Consider the following 16693-nt stretch of genomic DNA (forward strand, 5'->3'; position numbering starts at 1 on the left):
CGCGGCGCGGGCTCAGCCCGCGCCCATCGCGACCGCGATGTGGTAGGTCGCGAACGCCGCCGCATAGGCGAGCGCGAACATGTAGAAGAAGGTCACGGCCATCCAGCGCCAGCTGCCGGTTTCGCGGCGGATGACGGCGAGCGTCGAGGCGCATTGCGGGGCGAAGATGTACCAGGCGAGCAGCGCCAGCGCCGTGGCGAGGCTCCATTTGCTCGCCAGCACCTGGCCGATCTGCTCGGCCGCCTCCTTGCCGCCCTCGATCGCATAGACGGTGCCGAGCGCGGCGACCGCGACCTCGCGGGCGGCCATGCCGGGCACCAGCGCGACCGCGATCTGCCAGTTGAAGCCGACCGGCGTGAGCAGGGGAGCGATCGCCTGGCCGATCATCGCCGCGAGGCTGTAATTGATCGCAGGTTCGGTGGCGCCCTCCGGCGGCTGCGGGAACGAGGCCAGGAACCAGATCAGCACCATCATCGCGAAGATCGTGGTGCCGGCGCGCTGCAGGAACATCTTGGCGCGGGTGTAGACGCCGATCGCGATGCTGCGCAACCGCGGCATCTTGTAGTCCGGCAGCTCCAGCATGAACGGTGCCGGCTGGTAGTCGCGCATCAGGAAGAACTTCACCAGGAACGACACCAGCAGCGCGCTGATGATCCCGGCGGCGTAGAGCCCGAACATCACCAGTCCCTGCAGGTTGACCAGGCCCCAGACCTTGGTCGGCGGGATGAAGGCCGAGATGATCAGCGTATAGACCGGAATCCGCGCCGAGCAGGTCATCAGCGGCGCGATCAGGATGGTGGTGAGCCGATCGCGGCGGTTGTCGATCACGCGCGTTGCCATGATGCCGGGAATGGCGCAGGCAAAGCTCGAGAGCAGCGGGATGAATGCGCGGCCATGCAAGCCGGCGCCACCCATGATGCGGTCCATCAGGAACGCCGCGCGCGCCATGTAGCCGAAATCTTCCAAAAGCAGGATGAACAGGAAGATGATGATGATCTGCGGCAGGAAGACGATGACGCTGCCGACGCCGGAGATCACGCCGTTCTGCAGGAAGCTCTGCAGCAGGCCCTCGGGAAGCTCGTCGTGAACGAGCTGGCCGAGCGCATCGAAGGCCGCCGACAGCACCTGCATCAGCGGCTGCGCCCAGGCGAACACCGCCTGGAACATCACGAACAGGATCGCCAGCAGGATGAGCAGCCCGCCGACCGGATGCAGCGCGACCGAATCGATCCGGGCGGTCCAGGTGTCCGGCCGCTCGGGCAGGCTGACCGTCTCCGCGATGATACGGTCGGCCTCGCGCTGAGTGGCGCGCAGCTCCGGGACCGTGAGCGGACGCCAGGTGTTGGCGCGCTCTCCGGTGGCCTCGGCCGCCTGGGCCAGGAGCTCGTCGGTCAGCCGCAGCAGGTCGTCGGTGCCGCCCTTGCGCACGGCGATCGACGTCACCACCGGCACGCCCAGCGCCTGCGACAGTGCGGGAACGTCGACCGTCACGCCACGCCGCTTGGCGATGTCGAACATGTTGAGCACGAGCGCCAGCGGCCGGCCGGTGCTCTTGAGCTCGAGCAGCAGCCGGACCGTCAACCTGAGATTGGTCGAGTCGGCAACGCACAACACCAGGTCGGGCAGGACCTCGCCGGTGGCGCGTCCCAGCACGAAATCCCGGGTGATTTCCTCGTCGGGGCTGCGGCCGCGCAGCGAATAGGTGCCGGGCAGGTCGACCAGCGAGACCTGGCGGCCCTGCGGGGTGACGAAGCCGCCCTCTTTGCGCTCGACCGTGACGCCGGGATAATTCGCGACCTTCTGGCGGCTTCCCGTCAGCGCGTTGAACAGCGAGGTCTTGCCGCTGTTGGGCGTACCCACCAGGGCCAGATGCAGCAGAGGGCTTTCCATGACGACGCTTTCCGCGCGGCCTATGCCACGATGACGGCCATGGCCTCGCGCCGGCGGACCGCGACGGTGATGTTGTCGACACGGACGGCGATCGGGTCTCGCCCGACGATCCCCTCATGCAGGATTTCGACCCGGGCGCCCTCGACGAAGCCCAGTTCGATCAGCCGGCTCTCCAGCTCAACGTCCGGCAACGACGACGCCGCGCCGCCAGCGGCCAGATGCTGGATCGTTCCGGTATAGCCCCTTCGGGCCAGACCGAGCGGCTGAGGCGGCCGTGTATCGCAGATTTCGCTCATAGCCTGTATTTTCAATCGCGTGCCAAGAGGTCAAGCGCGGCATGTTAAATGCCGCGGCATCTTAGAGCGATTTTAAACAGACCGGGCGGGCCGCCGTCTGATCTGCCTCAAGGAGCGGCAGCGGCTGCCGTGTGCCGGGTGTCCACCGCCGCCTTCGGCTCGAGGCCTGAAGACGCTGCGGCGCGGCTCTTGAAGTGGTCGAGCACGAACAGCCGGATCGCCGACGACAGGTTGCCCTGCTGGCGATTGTTGTCGATCTCCCCGACCAGTTCGGACAGGGTCATGTTACGGAGACCCGAAATCTCCTTCATGCCGTTCCAGAAGGCCTCTTCGAGGCTGACGCTGGTCTTGTGACCTGCGACCACGATAGAACGTTTTACGACGGGCGACTTCATCACGCGTCCTCGCCATTGATACGATGTTGATCGAGTAATTCGTTCGCGCGCTTGTCGCGTTGGGCGTCAGTTGCGCGTTCGGACTTCGTCCTGCCGAAGCGAGCGCGGTTGCCTTCGGCGACCTTTGCTGCCTGATCGCGCTCCACGCGCTTTCTGAAACGCTTCAAGTTGATGATGTCACCCATGCTTGCTCCAATCATCTAAGGCATCGAACATCACGACGAGAGCATGCGCATTGCGCGGATGAGCTCAGGCGTTCTCCAGACAATCACGTCATCGCTCCCTGATAGTTCGATGGCCATTCGCGTCGTTGCGAGCTGGATTTGTTTACTCACCAAACGCAGCAGAACTTGTAGTCGAGAGTATCCTTTAGGGGTTAACAGCGAGAATTGCATCACCCCCCGTAGTACTACGGGACTACCGCTACGCTCGCCCCGGCCTCGTCATCCTCTCGGGTTGAACGAGGCGGTCGAATTCCTCTTCGGAGACGAGACCGAGCCGCAAAGCTTCCTGTTTCAGCGTTGTGCCGCGCTGATGCGCTGATTTCGCGACTTTGGCGGCGTTGTCGTAGCCGATCTTCGGTGCAAGCGCCGTCACCAGCATCAGCGAGCGCTCCATCAGCTCGCGAATGCGAGCAGTGTCGGCCTGGATTCCGGTCACGCAATGTTCGCTGAATGAACGTGCTGAATCACCTAGTAATTGTATGGACTGCATCATGCAATGTGAGAGCAATGGTTTGTAGACGTTCAGTTCGAAATGACCCTGGCTGCCGGCCATGGTGATCGCCGTGTGATTGCCGAACACCTGGCAGCACACCATCGTGAGCGCTTCGCATTGCGTCGGGTTCACCTTGCCCGGCATGATCGAGGAGCCCGGCTCGTTCTCCGGCAGGATCAGTTCTCCCAATCCGGAGCGGGGGCCTGATCCGAGGAAGCGGATGTCGTTGGCGATCTTGAACAGGCCGGTGGCCGCCGCATTGAGCGCGCCATGGGCGTAAACATAGGCGTCGTTGGACGCAAGCGCCTCGAATTTGTTGGCGGCACTGGTGAAGGGCAGGCCGGTGGCGTCGGCAACATGCTTGGCGAACAGCTTCGCGAACTTCGGATCCGCGTTCAGGCCAGTGCCCACGGCGGTGCCGCCCTGCGCCAGCGGCAGGAGATCCCGCGCCGCGATCTCGATTCGTGCGATCGCGTTCTCGACCTGCGTGGCGTAGCCGGAGAACTCCTGGCCGAGCGTGAGCGGCGTGGCGTCCTGGGTGTGGGTGCGGCCGATCTTGACGATGTCCGCGAACGCGTCCTGCTTGGCACGCAGCGCCGCCAGCAGCTCCGACAGCGCCGGCACCAGATGGCCCGCGATCGCGCGCGCCGCGGCGATGTGCATCGCGGTGGGGAACGAGTCGTTGGACGACTGGCTCATGTTGACGTGGTCGTTCGGATGAACGGGCTTCTTGGTGCCGCGCTCGCCGCCCAGCAGCTCGCTGGCGCGATTGGCGATCACCTCGTTGAGGTTCATGTTGCTCTGGGTGCCCGAGCCGGTCTGCCAAACGACCAGCGGGAAATGGTCGTCGAGCTTGCCGTCGATGACCTCCTGCGCCGCCTGGACGATGGCGTCCGCCATGCGTGGCTCGAGCAGGCCGAGCTCGCGGTTGGCCTGGGCCGCGGCCAACTTCACCAGCGCGAGCGCGCGCACGATGCCGATCGGCATGCGGTCGTGGCCGATGCGGAAATTCTGCCGGCTGCGCTCGGTCTGCGCGCCCCAATAGCGGTCGGCGGCGACCTCGATCGGGCCGAAGCTGTCGGTCTCCGTGCGCGTCGATCCGTGCGATGATGAATCAGCTGAATGTACCATGAAGCATGCCCATGATTGATGGTGAACCGGCGTCGACCGGTTCAAGCATGCTTCAATCTAGTGGTCCAACCGCCGTTCCGCGCGCGGCGAATGGGCCTATTTCTTGCGGAAACGGTCCAGGCGCACGACCTCGGCGCCTTCCCCCGGCGAGGTCGGCGGGAGCGGCTTGTCGTCGCTGGTCTCGGCCGGCGTCGCAGGCAGCGGCCCGGCGATGGCCGATGGCGTCGGTGCGGCCGGCAGCTTCGGCGCGGCCGGCGTCTCGGCAATCGCCTCCGACGGCTCGAACTGCAGTCCGAATTGCACGGACGGATCGAAGAAGCTCTTGATCGCGTGGAACGGCACCACGAGGCGCTCAGGGATGCCGCCGAACGACAGGCCGACCTCGAACCGGTCCTCCGAAACCACCAGATCCCAGAACTGGTGTTGCAGGATGATCGTCATCTCCTCCGGATATTGCGCGAGCAGCCGCGGCGACAGCTTGACGCCCTCGGCCTTGGAGATGAACGTGATGAAGAAATGGTGCTCGCCCGGGAGCCCGTGGGCGGCAGCGTCGGTCAGCACCCGGCGCAGCACCCCGCGCAACGCGTCGCGCGCCAGCACATCGTATCGAATATGATCCGTCGCCATGATCGGTCCTGTGTCGTGAGGGCTGCGCCCGACGTGTCGAGCCGCCGCGCCCGGCAGGCAGCAGCATTCCCGACTCGCGTCAGTCACATCGTACCCGGCATCGGCGCCGAGGTCAGCAGCCATGCCGGTCGATCGCCAGATATGGGAACGGGTAGAAGCTGGCGGAAGTCCGGTCAACGGCGGAATGAACGGGTGCCGCGCCAAAAAACTGGGGACGGCACAGCCCGTGGAAGGAAACCGGTTAACGTGGAGGCAGGTGAAAGTGGAGGCTTCTGTTGCCAGGTGCCTCCGAACCCCGCCTAACGGAGCTTAACCCGTTAGGACTTTAAGGTGGTCTTTCAAACTGCGTTACGCAGCCTGAGCAACCGGAGCAAAGTTGTCGTTGGCAACTATTGCAGTAGCCCGATAACGGCGGAACAATACCGGGAAAAAGCTCGCCCTTTACGCCCTCGTCGATCCTATTTCGCCCCCGCCAAAACCCATCTGTCGGTGGGTTTTGGTGGAGGCGCCGGGTACCGCCCCCGGGTCCGAATGGTTTATTTCGACGGCGATTTATTTCCATAGCCGGCAAGCCGGCACCCCCTATATAGGCCGCCGGCCAGCGGATGCACAGGGCCGAAACGCCGCGGCGCGCGACAAAAATGTGGGCGGCTGCCGGGAACCTCTGGTTCGACCTTGGCAGCCTGGTTTTCGTCCTCCTACAGTGCGGCATGCCTCCCGAAGTTGCGCAGGTTGCCTCTCCCGCGGCCGACATCGCCAGACACCCGCCCAGCCTCCGCACGCTCTTCTTCGCATTCGCGAAAATGTCGCTGTCGGGCTTCGGCGGCGTGCTGGTGTTCGCGCGGCGTGCGATCGTCGACGAGCATCGCTGGATGACGGCGGAGGAGTTCAACGCGACCTTCGCGCTCTGTCATTTCCTGCCCGGACCGAACATCGTGAATTTCTCCGTGGTGTTCGGCGCGCGATTGCGCGGTGTCGCGGGCGGAATCGCTGCGTTTGCCGGCCTGCTCGGACCCCCGATGCTGCTGATCACCTCTCTCGGCGCCATCTACGGTCATTTTGGACAAGCCGACACGTGGCGACGGGCGCTTGCAGGCGTGTCCTGCGTGGCCGTTGGCCTGCTGGCGTCGGTGGTGTTTCGCATGATCTCGCCGCTCCTCACGAAGAGCGACGTGGCGGGCGTTGTCGTCGTCGCTGGCGTGTTCGTGGCGATCGGGCTGGCGCGCCTGCCGCTTCAGGAGGTTCTGCTGGTGGCCGTGCCGCTCAGCCTTGCCGTCACCTATGCCAAGACGCGGTGGGCACGATGAGCGGGGACGACAATCCGTTGTTCCAGCTGTTCTGGACCTTTGCGTTGATCTCGCTGTTTGCGGTTGGCGGCGCCGTGGCGGCGATTCCCGAACTGCAACGTGTTGCAGTCGAGGCCCGGCACTGGATGACAGACAAACAGTTCGCCGACCTGTTCGCACTGTCGCAATTGTCGCCCGGGCCCAACGTTCTGATCGTCACCCTGATCGGCTATTCGGTCGCAGGCGTGGCAGGTGCGGCGGTCGCGACGATCGCGATGTGCGGTCCCACTGCCGTGCTCTCCTATTTCGTCAGCCGTTGGCTCTCGAATGCGCGGGATGCGCGCTGGCCCGCCATGCTGCAGGCGGCGCTGGTGCCGTTGTCGATCGGCTTGATGGCGGCGAGCGCATGGATTCTCGGTCAGGCTTCCGACCAGACGTGGCGGGCGTTCGCGCTGACGGTCCTTGCCGCACTCGTTGCATCTATGACGCGACTCAATCCGCTCTGGCTGCTCGCCGCAGGCGGCTGCCTTGGTTTCGCTGGCCTTCTCTAGGGAAAGCCGCTAGCAAAACAGAAGCGCGACCGGTTTGCTCCGGGCCGCCGAACGAAAACAGTGCCGGCCATCAAGGCCGATCGGGGAGGGCGAGGCATGGCCGAGACCACGGGCCAATTGTCGGGCGAAACGGCGGGCATGCCGGCCGCCCGCAGCGTGACCGCCGCATCGATCATTCTGGTCCTTGCCTTCGCGCCACAGATCATCGAGCTGCTGATTGCCTTGGCCGGTCTTGTCGGTCCACTATCCGGACGCGGTCCGCTACAGGTCATTGCGGCCCATGCGTCGGCCTTGTCGATGGCGATCCCGAGCCTGGCGCAGCAATATGCCGCAAGCGGCAAGACCTCGCTGTCTTCCGATGTTCTGCTGGCTCTCATCTACACCTATCCGCTGATCGCGGTCGCAGTGTTCACATTCATGGTCCGTCCGCGCGCGGCGCAGGACTATTTCGGCGGCGTCGCGCTGATGGCGATCGCGCTGTTCGCGTTGTGGGCCTCCAGCGACCTGCAAGGCATGCGCGGCTTCTCGTTCGGTGCCGGAACTGCGCCGCGGATGTTCGGTCTGCTGCTGCTAGGGCTCGGAGCCGCCGTGGCCGTGATCGGCGTCGTGAGTGAAGGCGCGCAGCTTGCGACCTATCACTGGCGCGGACCGCTGTTCGTCTCGCTCGCGATCCTGACCTTCGCCGTCTCCATTCGCCCGCTCGGACTCTTGATCACGGGGCTTGCAAGCTTCCTGATCGCGGCGATCGGCAGCCCGGAGACGCGCTGGCGCGAGGCCCTGATCGTCGGCATCTGCCTGACCGGCGGCTGCGCGCTGCTGTTCCCCTACGTGCTGGGGTTGCCGATGCCGCTGTTGCCGCGTTTCCTTTTGCAGTGAGGGCGTGATGGATCTGTTTGCAAATCTCGCCCACGGTTTCGTCGTCGCGTTGTCGCCAATCAATCTGCTGATGTGCCTGATCGGCGCGCTGGTCGGCACGCTGGTCGGGGTTCTCCCGGGCATCGGGACCATCGCCACGGTGGCGATGTTGCTGCCGATCACCTTCGGCCTGCCGCCGGTCGGCGCGCTGATCATGCTGGCCGGTATCTATTACGGCGCGCAGTATGGCGGCTCGACCACGTCGATCCTGGTCAACATTCCCGGCGAGGCGACGTCGGTGGTGACCGCGCTCGACGGCTTCCAGATGGCGAAGCAGGGCCGTGCCGGTCCGGCGCTGGCGATCGCCGCGATCGGCTCGTTCTTCGCCGGCTGCGTTGCCACCGTGCTGATTGCGATCCTCGGCGCGCCGTTGACCAAGCTCGCGCTGGCGTTCGGCCCGGCCGAGTATTTCTCGCTGATGGTGCTGGGCCTGATCTTCGCGGTCGTGCTGGCGAAGGGCTCGGTGCTGAAGGCGATCGCGATGATCGTGCTCGGCCTGCTGCTGTCGATGGTCGGCTCGGACATCGAGACCGGTGTGTCGCGCATGGCCTTCAACATTCCCGAGCTCGCCGACGGCCTCGGCTTCGCCACCGTCGCGATGGGCGTGTTCGGCTTCGCCGAGATCATCCGCAATCTCGATGCCGGCGCGGAGATGGACCGCGACCTCGTGCAGAAGAAGATCACCGGCCTGATGCCGACCAGGAAGGATCTGAAAGACTCCACGCCGGCGATCCTGCGCGGCACGCTGCTCGGTTCGATCCTCGGCATCCTGCCGGGCGGAGGCGCGGTGATCGCCTCGTTCGCGGCCTATACGCTGGAGAAGAAGCTCGCGCGAGATCCGTCGCGGTTCGGTCGCGGTGCGATCGAGGGCGTCGCGGCGCCGGAGAGCGCCAACAACGCGGCGGCGCAGACCTCCTTCATTCCGCTGCTGACGCTCGGCATTCCGCCGAATGCGGTGATGGCGCTGATGGTCGGCGCGATGACCATCCACGGCATCGTGCCGGGCCCCCAGGTGATGCAGAAGCAGCCTGATCTGGTCTGGGGCATGATCGCCTCGATGTGGATCGGCAATCTCATGCTGATCATCATCAACCTGCCGCTGGTCGGCATCTGGGTGCGGCTGTTGCGCGTGCCATACCGGCTGATGTTCCCGTCAATCGTGATCTTCTGCGCGATCGGCATCTATTCGGTGAACAACGCGCCGGTCGACGTGGTCCTGGCGGGCGCGTTCGGCCTCGTCGGCTACTGGCTGATCAAGCATGATTTCGAGCCGGCGCCGCTGCTGCTCGGCATGGTGCTGGGCCCGCTGATGGAGGAGAACCTGCGCCGGGCGCTGCTGATCTCGCGCGGCGACTGGTCGGTGTTCCTAACGCGGCCGCTGTCGGCCGTGCTGCTCGCGATCGCGGCGGGGCTGCTCGTGCTGGCGGTGCTGCCGACGCTGCGCCGCAAGCGCGATGAGGTCTTCGTGGAAAGCGAAGGCTGACCAGCGTCGGCGGACCGGACGCCGGAGGCGCTCGGGACCCTGGTCAAGGGCGAGATCGTCAAATGGTCCGCGGTCCTCAAGCCGGCGAGCTGGTACGGAACGGCCATGGATCGGGAGGAGGGCGGAACGTGCGGTCCCGCCCTTGTCAATTGCGGCTGCGGCCGACATTTTTCGGGGTATAATTGGCGACCGGGCCGAGTCGAGGCTAGGGCCGGGCGATCCCTGCCGTTACATTCGCCGCCTTCCGCGAAAGGCCGCCAGCGCGCACCATGCACCAGTATCACGACCTGCTCGAACGCATCCTGTCCGACGGCGCCGAGAAGCACGACCGCACCGGCACCGGCACGCTGTCGGTGTTCGGCCACCAGATGCGCTTCAACCTTGCGGCCGGCTTTCCGCTGGTGACCACCAAGCGGCTGCCGCTGAAGGCGATCGTGCATGAGCTCTTGTGGTTCCTCAAGGGCGACACGAACATCAAATATCTGCACGATCACGGCGTGACGATCTGGGACGAGTGGGCCGATGGCAATGGCGATCTCGGCCCCGTCTACGGCTATCAGTGGCGCTCGTGGCCGACGCCGGACGGCGGCCATATCGACCAGATCGGAGGCGTGATCGACATGATCAGGCGCAATCCGGATTCGCGCCGGCTGATCGTGACGGCCTGGAACCCGGCCGACGTCGAAAAGATGGCGCTGCCGCCGTGCCACTGCCTGTTCCAGTTCTATGTCGTGAACGGCAAATTGTCGTGCCAGCTCTACCAGCGCTCGGCCGACGTCTTTCTCGGCGTGCCCTTCAACATCGCATCCTATGCGCTGCTGACGATGATGGTGGCGCAGGTGACGGATTTGAAGCCCGGTGAATTCGTGCACTCCTTCGGCGACGTGCATCTCTATTCCAATCACATCGAGCAGGCCCGCCTGCAGCTCACCCGTGCGCCCCGTCCGCTGCCGACCATGACGCTCAATCCGGACGTCAAGGACATCTTCGGCTTCCACTACGAGGACTTCGCGCTCGCCGGCTACGATCCGCATCCGCATATCAAGGCCGAGGTCGCGGTCTGACGCATGCCGGTTTCGATCCGTAGCGCCGGGCCTGACGACATCGGAAGCGTATTCGCGCTGATCCGGGAGCTCGCCGACTACGAGAAGCTCTCGCACGAGGTCGGCGCGAGCGAGGCCGACATCGCCGGCGCGCTGTTCTGCGAGCATCCGACGCTGTTCTGCGATCTTGCCGAATGGAACGGCGCGGTGGCGGGCTTCGCGGTCTGGTTCGTCAACTTCTCCACGTTTGCCGGCAAGCCAGGGATCTATCTCGAAGACCTGTTCGTGCGGCCGGTGTTTCGCCGCAATGGCATCGGCCAGGCCCTGCTCGGTCACCTCGCGCGCACCTGCGTCGAAAAGGGCTGGGCGCGGCTGCAATGGTCGGTGCTCGACTGGAATGCTCCTTCCATCACTTTCTACAAATCGCTCGGCGCCGAGTTCATGGACGAGTGGACGCTATGCAAGGTGACCGGCGAGGCTCTGGCTCAACTGGCGGAGAGGGCGCCGTGATCGAGATCGTGCTGATCGTCGCGGTCGCCGACAACGGCATCATCGGCGCCGCCGGTGCGATCCCGTGGCGGCAGAAGAGCGACATGCAGCGCTTCAAGGCGATGACCATGGGGCGCCCGATCGTGATGGGCCGCAAGACCTTCATCTCGTTTCCGCGCCGGCCGCTGCCGGGCCGCACCAACATCGTCGTCACCCGCGATGCCGGGTTTCGCGCTGACGGCGCGATCGTGACCCATACCGTCGATGGAGCGCTCGGCATCGCGCGTGGTGATGCGCTGCGGCGTTCAGCCGCGGAGATCGCGGTCATCGGAGGCACCGAGCTCTTTGCTGCGACGATGCCGATCGCCGACCGGCTGGAGATCACCGAGGTGCATGCGAGCCCGCCTGGCGATACCGTGTTTCCGGCGATCGACCCGGCCCGATGGGAGGAGGTGGCGCGGGAGCGCCATGCCTCGGGGCCCGACGATCAGGCCGAATTCTCTTACGTCACCTATCGCCGGCGGCGGTGAGCGTTTCACCGGTGGGACCTGCGCGACGGCCCGTCCAAGACCATCCGTTAATGATGAAGTCGCGCAGTTTGGCCGTGTGGCGGAGCTGAGGCCGCGGCAAACCGGCGCTTCCGGCCCTGTTTACATTGACAAAACCCGGTTCGGGCTTAGCTGGAGCGCTACGTTGTAAGGGGCGGGGCCGTCCCTTATAACCCGGCGACCGTCGGGGCCGGCGTTGGTGTACACTCAGCCTCTCGGAGGAGATCGATCGATGGCGTGGAAGAATCAGGGCGGAGGCCCGTGGGGTCAGGGTCCGAAGGGGCCCTGGGGCTCGGGACCGCAACCGGTCGGTCCAAGGCCGCCCGACCTGGAAGATCTTCTGCGGCGCGGCCAGGACCGGCTGCAGCAGTTCGTGCCGGGCGGCGGCTTCGGCACCGCGGGCGTGCTCCTGATCGTGCTCGGCGCCATCATCATCTGGCTCGCCTCCGGCATCTACCGTGTGCAGTCCGAGGAGCTCGGCGTCGTGCTGCGCTTCGGCAAATATGTCCGCGATGAGCAGCCGGGCCTGCGCTATCACCTGCCTTATCCGATCGAGACCGTGCTGCTGCCCAAGGCGCTGCGCGTCAACTCGATCTCGATCGGCATCACCGCCAATGATGATCCCGGCCGGCGCGGCCGCAGCGGTCGCGATGTCCCGGAGGAGAGCCTGATGCTGACCGGCGACGAGAACATCGTCGACGTCGACGTCACCGTGCTCTGGCGCATCAAGCCGAAGGGCGCGGCCGACTTCCTGTTCAACATCCAGAACCCCGAGGGCACCGTGAAGGCGGTGGCCGAGAGCGCGATGCGCGAGGTGATCGGCCGCTCCAACATCCAGCCGATCCTCACCGGCGCCCGCACCGTGATCGAGCAGAACGTGCAGGAGCTGATGCAGAAGACGCTCGACAATTACGGCTCCGGCATCCAGATCACCCAGGTGCAGATGCAGAAGGTCGATCCGCCGGCCCAGGTGATCGAGGCGTTCCGCGACGTCCAGGCGGCGCGTGCCGACCTCGAGCGTCTCCAGAACGAAGCCCAGACCTACGCCAACAAGGTGGTGCCGGATGCGCGCGGTCGTGCCGCGCAGATCCTGCAGGTCGCCGAAGGCTACAAGGAGCAGGCGATCGCCGAGGCCAAGGGCCAGAGCGCGCGCTTCCTCAAGGTCTATGACGAGTACAAGAAGGCGCCCGACGTGACCCGCGAACGGATCTATCTCGAGACCATGGAGCGCGTGCTCGGTGGTTCGGAGAAGCTCGTGCTCGACTCTGGCGCCACCGGCGGCCCTGTGCCGCTGCTGCCGCTCGGCGATCTCTTGCCGCGCCGTCCGGCGCCGGCCGCTCAGCAGGGAGGCGTCCGATGAGGTCCCCCGTTGCAGGCATCGTCGCGCTCGTCGCCGTGCTCGTGCTCGTCGTCATCGGCTACAGCTCGCTGTTCACCGTGAACCAGACCGAGCAGGCGCTGGTGGTGCGGTTCGGCAAGCCGGTCGACGTCGTCACGGAGCCCGGCCTGAACTTCAAGGCACCGTTCATCGACAACGTGATCTCGATCGACAAGCGCATCCTCGACCTCGAGAACCCCTCGCAGGAGGTGATCGCGTTCGACCAGAAGCGGCTCGTGGTCGACGCCTTCGCGCGCTACAAGATCAAGAACGCGCTGCAGTTCTACCAGAGCGTCGGCTCGATCCAGACCGCCAACGTCCAGCTCGGCACGCTGCTGAACGCCGCGCTGCGCCGCGTGCTCGGCGAGGTCACCTTCACGCAAGTCGTGCGCGACGAGCGCGAGGCGCTGATGCGCAAGATCCGCGATCAGCTCGACAAGGAGGCCGACGCCTATGGCATCCAGGTGGTGGACGTCCGCATCCGCCGCGCCGACCTGCCGGAGGCCAACAGCCAGGCGGTGTACAACCGGATGAAGACCGAGCGGCAGCGTGAGGCCGAGGAGTTCCGGGCGCTCGGCGGCCAGAAGGCCCAGGAGATCAGGTCCAAGGCCGATCGCGAGGCTACCGTGATCGTCGCCGAGGCCAACTCGCAGGCGGAGCAGACCCGCGGCGCCGGCGATGCCGAACGCAACCGGCTGTTCGCCGAGGCCTACAGCAAGGACCGCGACTTCTTCGCCTTCTACCGCTCGATGACGGCGTATGAGAACGGCCTCAAGTCCGGCGACACCCGCTTCCTGCTGCGGCCCGATTCGGAGTTCTTCCGCTACTTCGCCAACCCCTCAGGGAAGCCGGCGGGGGAGACGCCGTCCACCGCCAGTAGCTCGACCGCGGCGGCCGCGGTGCCGGCGCCCAAGCCCTGATGCATCGGCCCCGATGACCAGGGCGGTTGATCCGGGTGAATAAGAGTTGACATGGACGGGGCGAAGCCGTTGCTTCGCCCCGTTACATATCAAGAAGATCGAACGGGAGGTCCGGGTCCGATGAGGTCCATTGCGTTTTCCGATTTCCTCATCGGATTAGGTATCCTGTTCGTGCTCGAAGGCCTGTTGTTCGCGGCCAGTCCGGAGTGGATGCGGCGGGCCATGAAGACCGCCATGACCACGCCCGACAACGTGCTGCGCGCGGTCGGCATCGGCTCGGCGGTGGCCGGTCTGGTCCTGATCTGGGTGATCCGGCGGCCGATCTGAGGTGTGCATCGCCGTCTGCCTGCGCGCCGCCGCACAGGAACGAGGTCCGGCCGCGGCAATGACCGTCAACCGCCCGGCCAACGCCATTGTGAGGCGATGGCTGCGCCATTTTGCCGTATTAGGTCGCCCTCAATGATGAATCTGCGGTCCGATCCGGCGTGCTTGCGTCCTCCGCCGGTTCCGGCGCACTGTAACGGTTGAATTTGCCGACTTTTCTGGAGATCCGCCCGATGACCGCGACCCCTGCTTTCAGCCGTCGACTGCGCCCGATCCTGACCGCGGCGGTTCTTGCCGCGGGCTGGGCGCTCGCGCCGGCCCCGGCCTCGGCGCGGGGGCCGGAGGGGATCGCCGATGTCGCCGAAAAGGTGATCGACGCCGTCGTCAACATCTCGACCTCGCAGACCGTCGAGCCCAAGGGCGGCTCGTCCGAGAACCGCAACGCCAATCCGCAGGTGCCGCCGGGATCGCCGTTCGAGGAGTTCTTCGACGATTTCTTCAAGAACCGCCGCGGCGGTCCGGGCGGCCGGGGTGGTGCCGACAACTCGCCGCGCCGCACCAACTCGCTGGGCTCCGGCTTCATCGTCGACGAGTCCGGGGTCGTGGTCACCAACAACCACGTCATCGCCGATGCCGACGAGATCAACGTGATCATGAACGACGGCACCAAGATCAAGGCCGAGCTGGTCGGCGTCGACAAGAAGACCGACCTTGCGGTGCTCAAGTTCAAGCCGCCGCGGCCGCTGACGGTGGTCAAGTTCGGCGATTCCGACAAGCTGCGGCTGGGCGACTGGGTGGTCGCGATCGGCAACCCGTTCAGCCTCGGCGGCACCGTGACCGCCGGCATCGTCTCGGCCAAGAACCGCGACATCTCGTCGGGGCCCTATGACAGCTACATCCAGACCGACGCCGCCATCAACCGCGGCAATTCCGGCGGCCCGCTGTTCAATCTCGATGGCGAGGTCATCGGCGTCAACACGCTGATCATCTCGCCGTCGGGCGGCTCGATCGGCATCGGCTTCGCGGTGCCCTCGAAGACCGTGGCCGGCGTCGTCGACCAGTTGCGCCAGTTCGGCGAGCTGCGCCGCGGCTGGCTCGGCGTCCGCATCCAGGGCGTCACCGATGAGATCGCCGAGAGCCTCAACATCAAGCCGGCGCGCGGCGCGCTGGTCGCCGGCGTCGACGACAAGGGACCGGCGAAGCCCGCCGGGATCGAGCCGGGCGACGTCGTCGTCAAGTTCGACGGCCATGACATCAAGGAGCCGAAGGACCTGTCGCGCATCGTTGCCGACACCGCCGTCGGCAAGGAGGTCGACGTCATCGTCATCCGCAAGGGCCAGGAGCAGACGCTCAAGGTCAAGCTCGGCCGGCTCGAGGACAACGAGAAGGTGCAGCAGGCGGCGATCAAGAAGGACGAGCCGGCCGAGAAGCCGGTGACCCAGAAGGCGCTCGGGCTCGATCTTGCCGCGCTGTCGAAGGACCTGCGTACCCGCTACAAGATCAAGGACAGCGTCAAGGGCGTCGTCGTCACCGGCGTCGACCAGGCCTCCGACGCCGCCGAGAAGCGGCTGTCGGCCGGCGACGTCATCGTCGAGGTCGCCCAGGAGGCGGTGACCTCCGGCGCCGACATCAAGAAGCGCGTCGACCAGCTCAAGAAGGACGGCAAGAAGTCGGTGCTGCTGCTGGTGTCGAACGCCGACGGCGAGCTGCGGTTCGTGGCGTTGAGCCTGCAGTAGGGACCTGCTGCGGTCGCAATCGTCAGGCTCCGCACCGTAGCCATGAGCAAGAGCGCGGTGCGCATGAATGCGCCCTCTCCCCTTGTGGGAGAGGGCATGTACGCTGGTGCGTCAAGCTCGGTCGGGTGAGGGGTCTCTTTCAACGAGCGACGTCCGCGGAGAGAGACCCCTCACCCGAGTGCGCACGTGGATAGGACGGCGATGCCCTCTCCCACAAGGGGAGAGGGCGCTGTATCTGACAGCGCCGATGACCTCGCGTAGTAGCTGTAGGGTGGGCAAAGGCGCGCCCCACCTCGCGCTAGAGATGACGCTCCATCGCGCGCCGTGCCCACCACATCTGGCTCCGAGCTCGCGGCACGACGGTGGGCACGCGACCGCCCTGCGGGCGGCTGCTTTGCCCACCCTGCGGCAGCTACAAACTCCGCTGTCGTCCCGGCCTTGCGCCGGGACCCATAGCCACAGGGAGTGGTTTGAGGCAGGCGAGCCGTTATCAGCTCGCCCATGACCTCCGCCGCGGAGTATAGGTCCCGGATCGGCGCCGTGCCGCGCTGGAGCGCGTCACGGCTTGTCCGGGACGACGGTGGAGAAACATCCGATTTACATCTCAAACAGCGCAGGCGACGCTATCGGCATGAGGACGTAAGATCACATTCCCGCGGCGCATGGCGCCCGAGGTCTGCGATCAGTTCGTCCCTCTCGAAATGCAGAGGGCGCAGGGAATGCCGGGTGAAGGCCTCACCCATGGCCCGCCTGCGAAAAAAATGCAGGCGGCAGGTACCACAGGTGGTGCCGAACACTCCGGCATTCCCTGCGCGACGGTCTTCACGCTTATACGCAGTCTCCCTGGTGCGCCGGGCTTGTTGGCCACCATCACCACGCGGCGCATCAGCACCATCGCGGCTTGATACCAGCGTCGGGGTATCAGGACGCTGCGATTTCACGTCCGCAGCAAAGCCGTTCGTCG

The 16693-nt window shown here is 65.6% G+C and carries 17 protein-coding genes and 1 other RNA gene; 11 read left to right on the forward strand and 7 right to left on the reverse strand.

What is annotated here, in order from left to right:
• Positions 1–12 precede the first annotated feature (12 nt).
• From feoB to ssrA, 7 genes are all read right to left on the reverse strand, one after another.
• Positions 13–1890, reverse strand: a complete 1878-nt coding sequence (gene feoB / locus ACQR10_RS23260; RefSeq protein WP_316183604.1) for a ferrous iron transport protein B — start codon at positions 1888–1890, stop codon at positions 13–15.
• Between the two features lie 20 nt (positions 1891–1910).
• Complete coding sequence (locus ACQR10_RS23265) at positions 1911–2186, reverse strand: FeoA family protein (RefSeq protein WP_315805544.1); 276 nt, start codon at positions 2184–2186, stop codon at positions 1911–1913.
• Positions 2187–2293: 107 nt separating this feature from the next.
• A complete protein-coding gene (locus tag ACQR10_RS23270) occupies positions 2294–2581 on the reverse strand; it encodes a ribbon-helix-helix domain-containing protein (protein ID WP_315713371.1) in 288 nt (95 codons plus the stop codon).
• The gene (locus tag ACQR10_RS23275) at positions 2581–2766 is read right to left on the reverse strand and encodes a DUF4169 family protein (RefSeq protein ID WP_315805546.1); all 186 of its coding nucleotides are present in this window, start codon (positions 2764–2766) and stop codon (positions 2581–2583) included. Before ACQR10_RS23275 ends, ACQR10_RS23270 begins: the two co-directional genes overlap by 1 nt.
• A gap of 238 nt (positions 2767–3004) precedes the next feature.
• A complete protein-coding gene (gene fumC, locus ACQR10_RS23280) occupies positions 3005–4429 on the reverse strand; it encodes a class II fumarate hydratase (protein WP_316217693.1) in 1425 nt (474 codons plus the stop codon).
• Between the two features lie 96 nt (positions 4430–4525).
• A complete protein-coding gene (locus ACQR10_RS23285) occupies positions 4526–5056 on the reverse strand; it encodes an SspB family protein (RefSeq protein WP_315805548.1) in 531 nt (176 codons plus the stop codon).
• Positions 5057–5317: 261 nt separating this feature from the next.
• Positions 5318–5672, reverse strand: a transfer-messenger RNA (tmRNA) gene (gene ssrA / locus ACQR10_RS23290).
• A 94-nt stretch (positions 5673–5766) separates the two neighbouring features.
• Between ssrA and ACQR10_RS23295 the strand changes: the two genes are divergently transcribed.
• From ACQR10_RS23295 to ACQR10_RS23345, 11 genes are all read left to right on the forward strand, one after another.
• Complete coding sequence (locus ACQR10_RS23295) at positions 5767–6363, forward strand: chromate transporter (protein WP_316217803.1); 597 nt, start codon at positions 5767–5769, stop codon at positions 6361–6363.
• Positions 6360–6893: a chromate transporter gene (locus ACQR10_RS23300; RefSeq protein ID WP_315805596.1), complete on the forward strand. Its 534-nt coding sequence runs from the start codon at positions 6360–6362 to the stop codon at positions 6891–6893. The genes ACQR10_RS23295 and ACQR10_RS23300 overlap by 4 nt, the downstream gene beginning before the upstream one ends.
• Before the next feature lie 96 nt (positions 6894–6989).
• Positions 6990–7769: a tripartite tricarboxylate transporter TctB family protein gene (locus ACQR10_RS23305; RefSeq protein WP_316217692.1), complete on the forward strand. Its 780-nt coding sequence runs from the start codon at positions 6990–6992 to the stop codon at positions 7767–7769.
• A gap of 7 nt (positions 7770–7776) precedes the next feature.
• Positions 7777–9291, forward strand: a complete 1515-nt coding sequence (locus tag ACQR10_RS23310) for a tripartite tricarboxylate transporter permease (protein ID WP_315805550.1) — start codon at positions 7777–7779, stop codon at positions 9289–9291.
• Positions 9292–9560: 269 nt separating this feature from the next.
• A complete protein-coding gene (locus ACQR10_RS23315) occupies positions 9561–10355 on the forward strand; it encodes a thymidylate synthase (RefSeq protein WP_316183603.1) in 795 nt (264 codons plus the stop codon).
• 3 nt (positions 10356–10358) lie between these two features.
• Entirely contained in the window at positions 10359–10844 is a 486-nt protein-coding gene (locus tag ACQR10_RS23320; protein WP_316217691.1) for a GNAT family N-acetyltransferase, read from the forward strand.
• Positions 10841–11353 (forward strand): dihydrofolate reductase, encoded by a 513-nt coding sequence (locus ACQR10_RS23325; protein ID WP_316217690.1) that lies wholly within the window; start codon positions 10841–10843, stop codon positions 11351–11353. Before ACQR10_RS23320 ends, ACQR10_RS23325 begins: the two co-directional genes overlap by 4 nt.
• A 250-nt stretch (positions 11354–11603) precedes the next feature.
• Entirely contained in the window at positions 11604–12731 is a 1128-nt protein-coding gene (hflK, locus tag ACQR10_RS23330; RefSeq protein ID WP_315805554.1) for an FtsH protease activity modulator HflK, read from the forward strand.
• The gene (gene hflC, locus ACQR10_RS23335; protein WP_316183602.1) at positions 12728–13669 is read left to right on the forward strand and encodes a protease modulator HflC; all 942 of its coding nucleotides are present in this window, start codon (positions 12728–12730) and stop codon (positions 13667–13669) included. The genes hflK and hflC overlap by 4 nt, the downstream gene beginning before the upstream one ends.
• Before the next feature lie 120 nt (positions 13670–13789).
• A complete protein-coding gene (locus ACQR10_RS23340) occupies positions 13790–13996 on the forward strand; it encodes a DUF2065 domain-containing protein (protein ID WP_315713359.1) in 207 nt (68 codons plus the stop codon).
• A gap of 230 nt (positions 13997–14226) precedes the next feature.
• Positions 14227–15729, forward strand: coding sequence for a Do family serine endopeptidase (locus ACQR10_RS23345; protein ID WP_316217689.1), 1503 nt, complete (start codon positions 14227–14229; stop codon positions 15727–15729).
• Positions 15730–16693: the final 964 nt, after the last annotated feature.

Origin of the sequence: Bradyrhizobium sp. HKCCYLRH2060 (assembly GCF_051168135.1) — a bacterium.
Lineage (GTDB): Bacteria > Pseudomonadota > Alphaproteobacteria > Rhizobiales > Xanthobacteraceae > Bradyrhizobium.

What these genes read in the sequence shown, in the direction of transcription:
- feoB (WP_316183604.1), bottom strand. Translation starts at nt 1,890, where the DNA reads ATGGAAAGCCCTCTGCTGCATCTGGCCCTGGTGGGTACGCCCAACAGC.
- ACQR10_RS23265 (WP_315805544.1), bottom strand. Translation starts at nt 2,186, where the DNA reads ATGAGCGAAATCTGCGATACACGGCCGCCTCAGCCGCTCGGTCTGGCC.
- ACQR10_RS23270 (WP_315713371.1), bottom strand. Translation starts at nt 2,581, where the DNA reads ATGAAGTCGCCCGTCGTAAAACGTTCTATCGTGGTCGCAGGTCACAAG.
- ACQR10_RS23275 (WP_315805546.1), bottom strand. Translation starts at nt 2,766, where the DNA reads ATGGGTGACATCATCAACTTGAAGCGTTTCAGAAAGCGCGTGGAGCGC.
- fumC (WP_316217693.1), bottom strand. Translation starts at nt 4,429, where the DNA reads ATGGTACATTCAGCTGATTCATCATCGCACGGATCGACGCGCACGGAG.
- ACQR10_RS23285 (WP_315805548.1), bottom strand. Translation starts at nt 5,056, where the DNA reads ATGGCGACGGATCATATTCGATACGATGTGCTGGCGCGCGACGCGTTG.
- ACQR10_RS23295 (WP_316217803.1), top strand. Translation starts at nt 5,767, where the DNA reads ATGCCTCCCGAAGTTGCGCAGGTTGCCTCTCCCGCGGCCGACATCGCC.
- ACQR10_RS23300 (WP_315805596.1), top strand. Translation starts at nt 6,360, where the DNA reads ATGAGCGGGGACGACAATCCGTTGTTCCAGCTGTTCTGGACCTTTGCG.
- ACQR10_RS23305 (WP_316217692.1), top strand. Translation starts at nt 6,990, where the DNA reads ATGGCCGAGACCACGGGCCAATTGTCGGGCGAAACGGCGGGCATGCCG.
- ACQR10_RS23310 (WP_315805550.1), top strand. Translation starts at nt 7,777, where the DNA reads ATGGATCTGTTTGCAAATCTCGCCCACGGTTTCGTCGTCGCGTTGTCG.
- ACQR10_RS23315 (WP_316183603.1), top strand. Translation starts at nt 9,561, where the DNA reads ATGCACCAGTATCACGACCTGCTCGAACGCATCCTGTCCGACGGCGCC.
- ACQR10_RS23320 (WP_316217691.1), top strand. Translation starts at nt 10,359, where the DNA reads ATGCCGGTTTCGATCCGTAGCGCCGGGCCTGACGACATCGGAAGCGTA.
- hflK (WP_315805554.1), top strand. Translation starts at nt 11,604, where the DNA reads ATGGCGTGGAAGAATCAGGGCGGAGGCCCGTGGGGTCAGGGTCCGAAG.
- hflC (WP_316183602.1), top strand. Translation starts at nt 12,728, where the DNA reads ATGAGGTCCCCCGTTGCAGGCATCGTCGCGCTCGTCGCCGTGCTCGTG.
- ACQR10_RS23340 (WP_315713359.1), top strand. Translation starts at nt 13,790, where the DNA reads ATGAGGTCCATTGCGTTTTCCGATTTCCTCATCGGATTAGGTATCCTG.
- ACQR10_RS23345 (WP_316217689.1), top strand. Translation starts at nt 14,227, where the DNA reads ATGACCGCGACCCCTGCTTTCAGCCGTCGACTGCGCCCGATCCTGACC.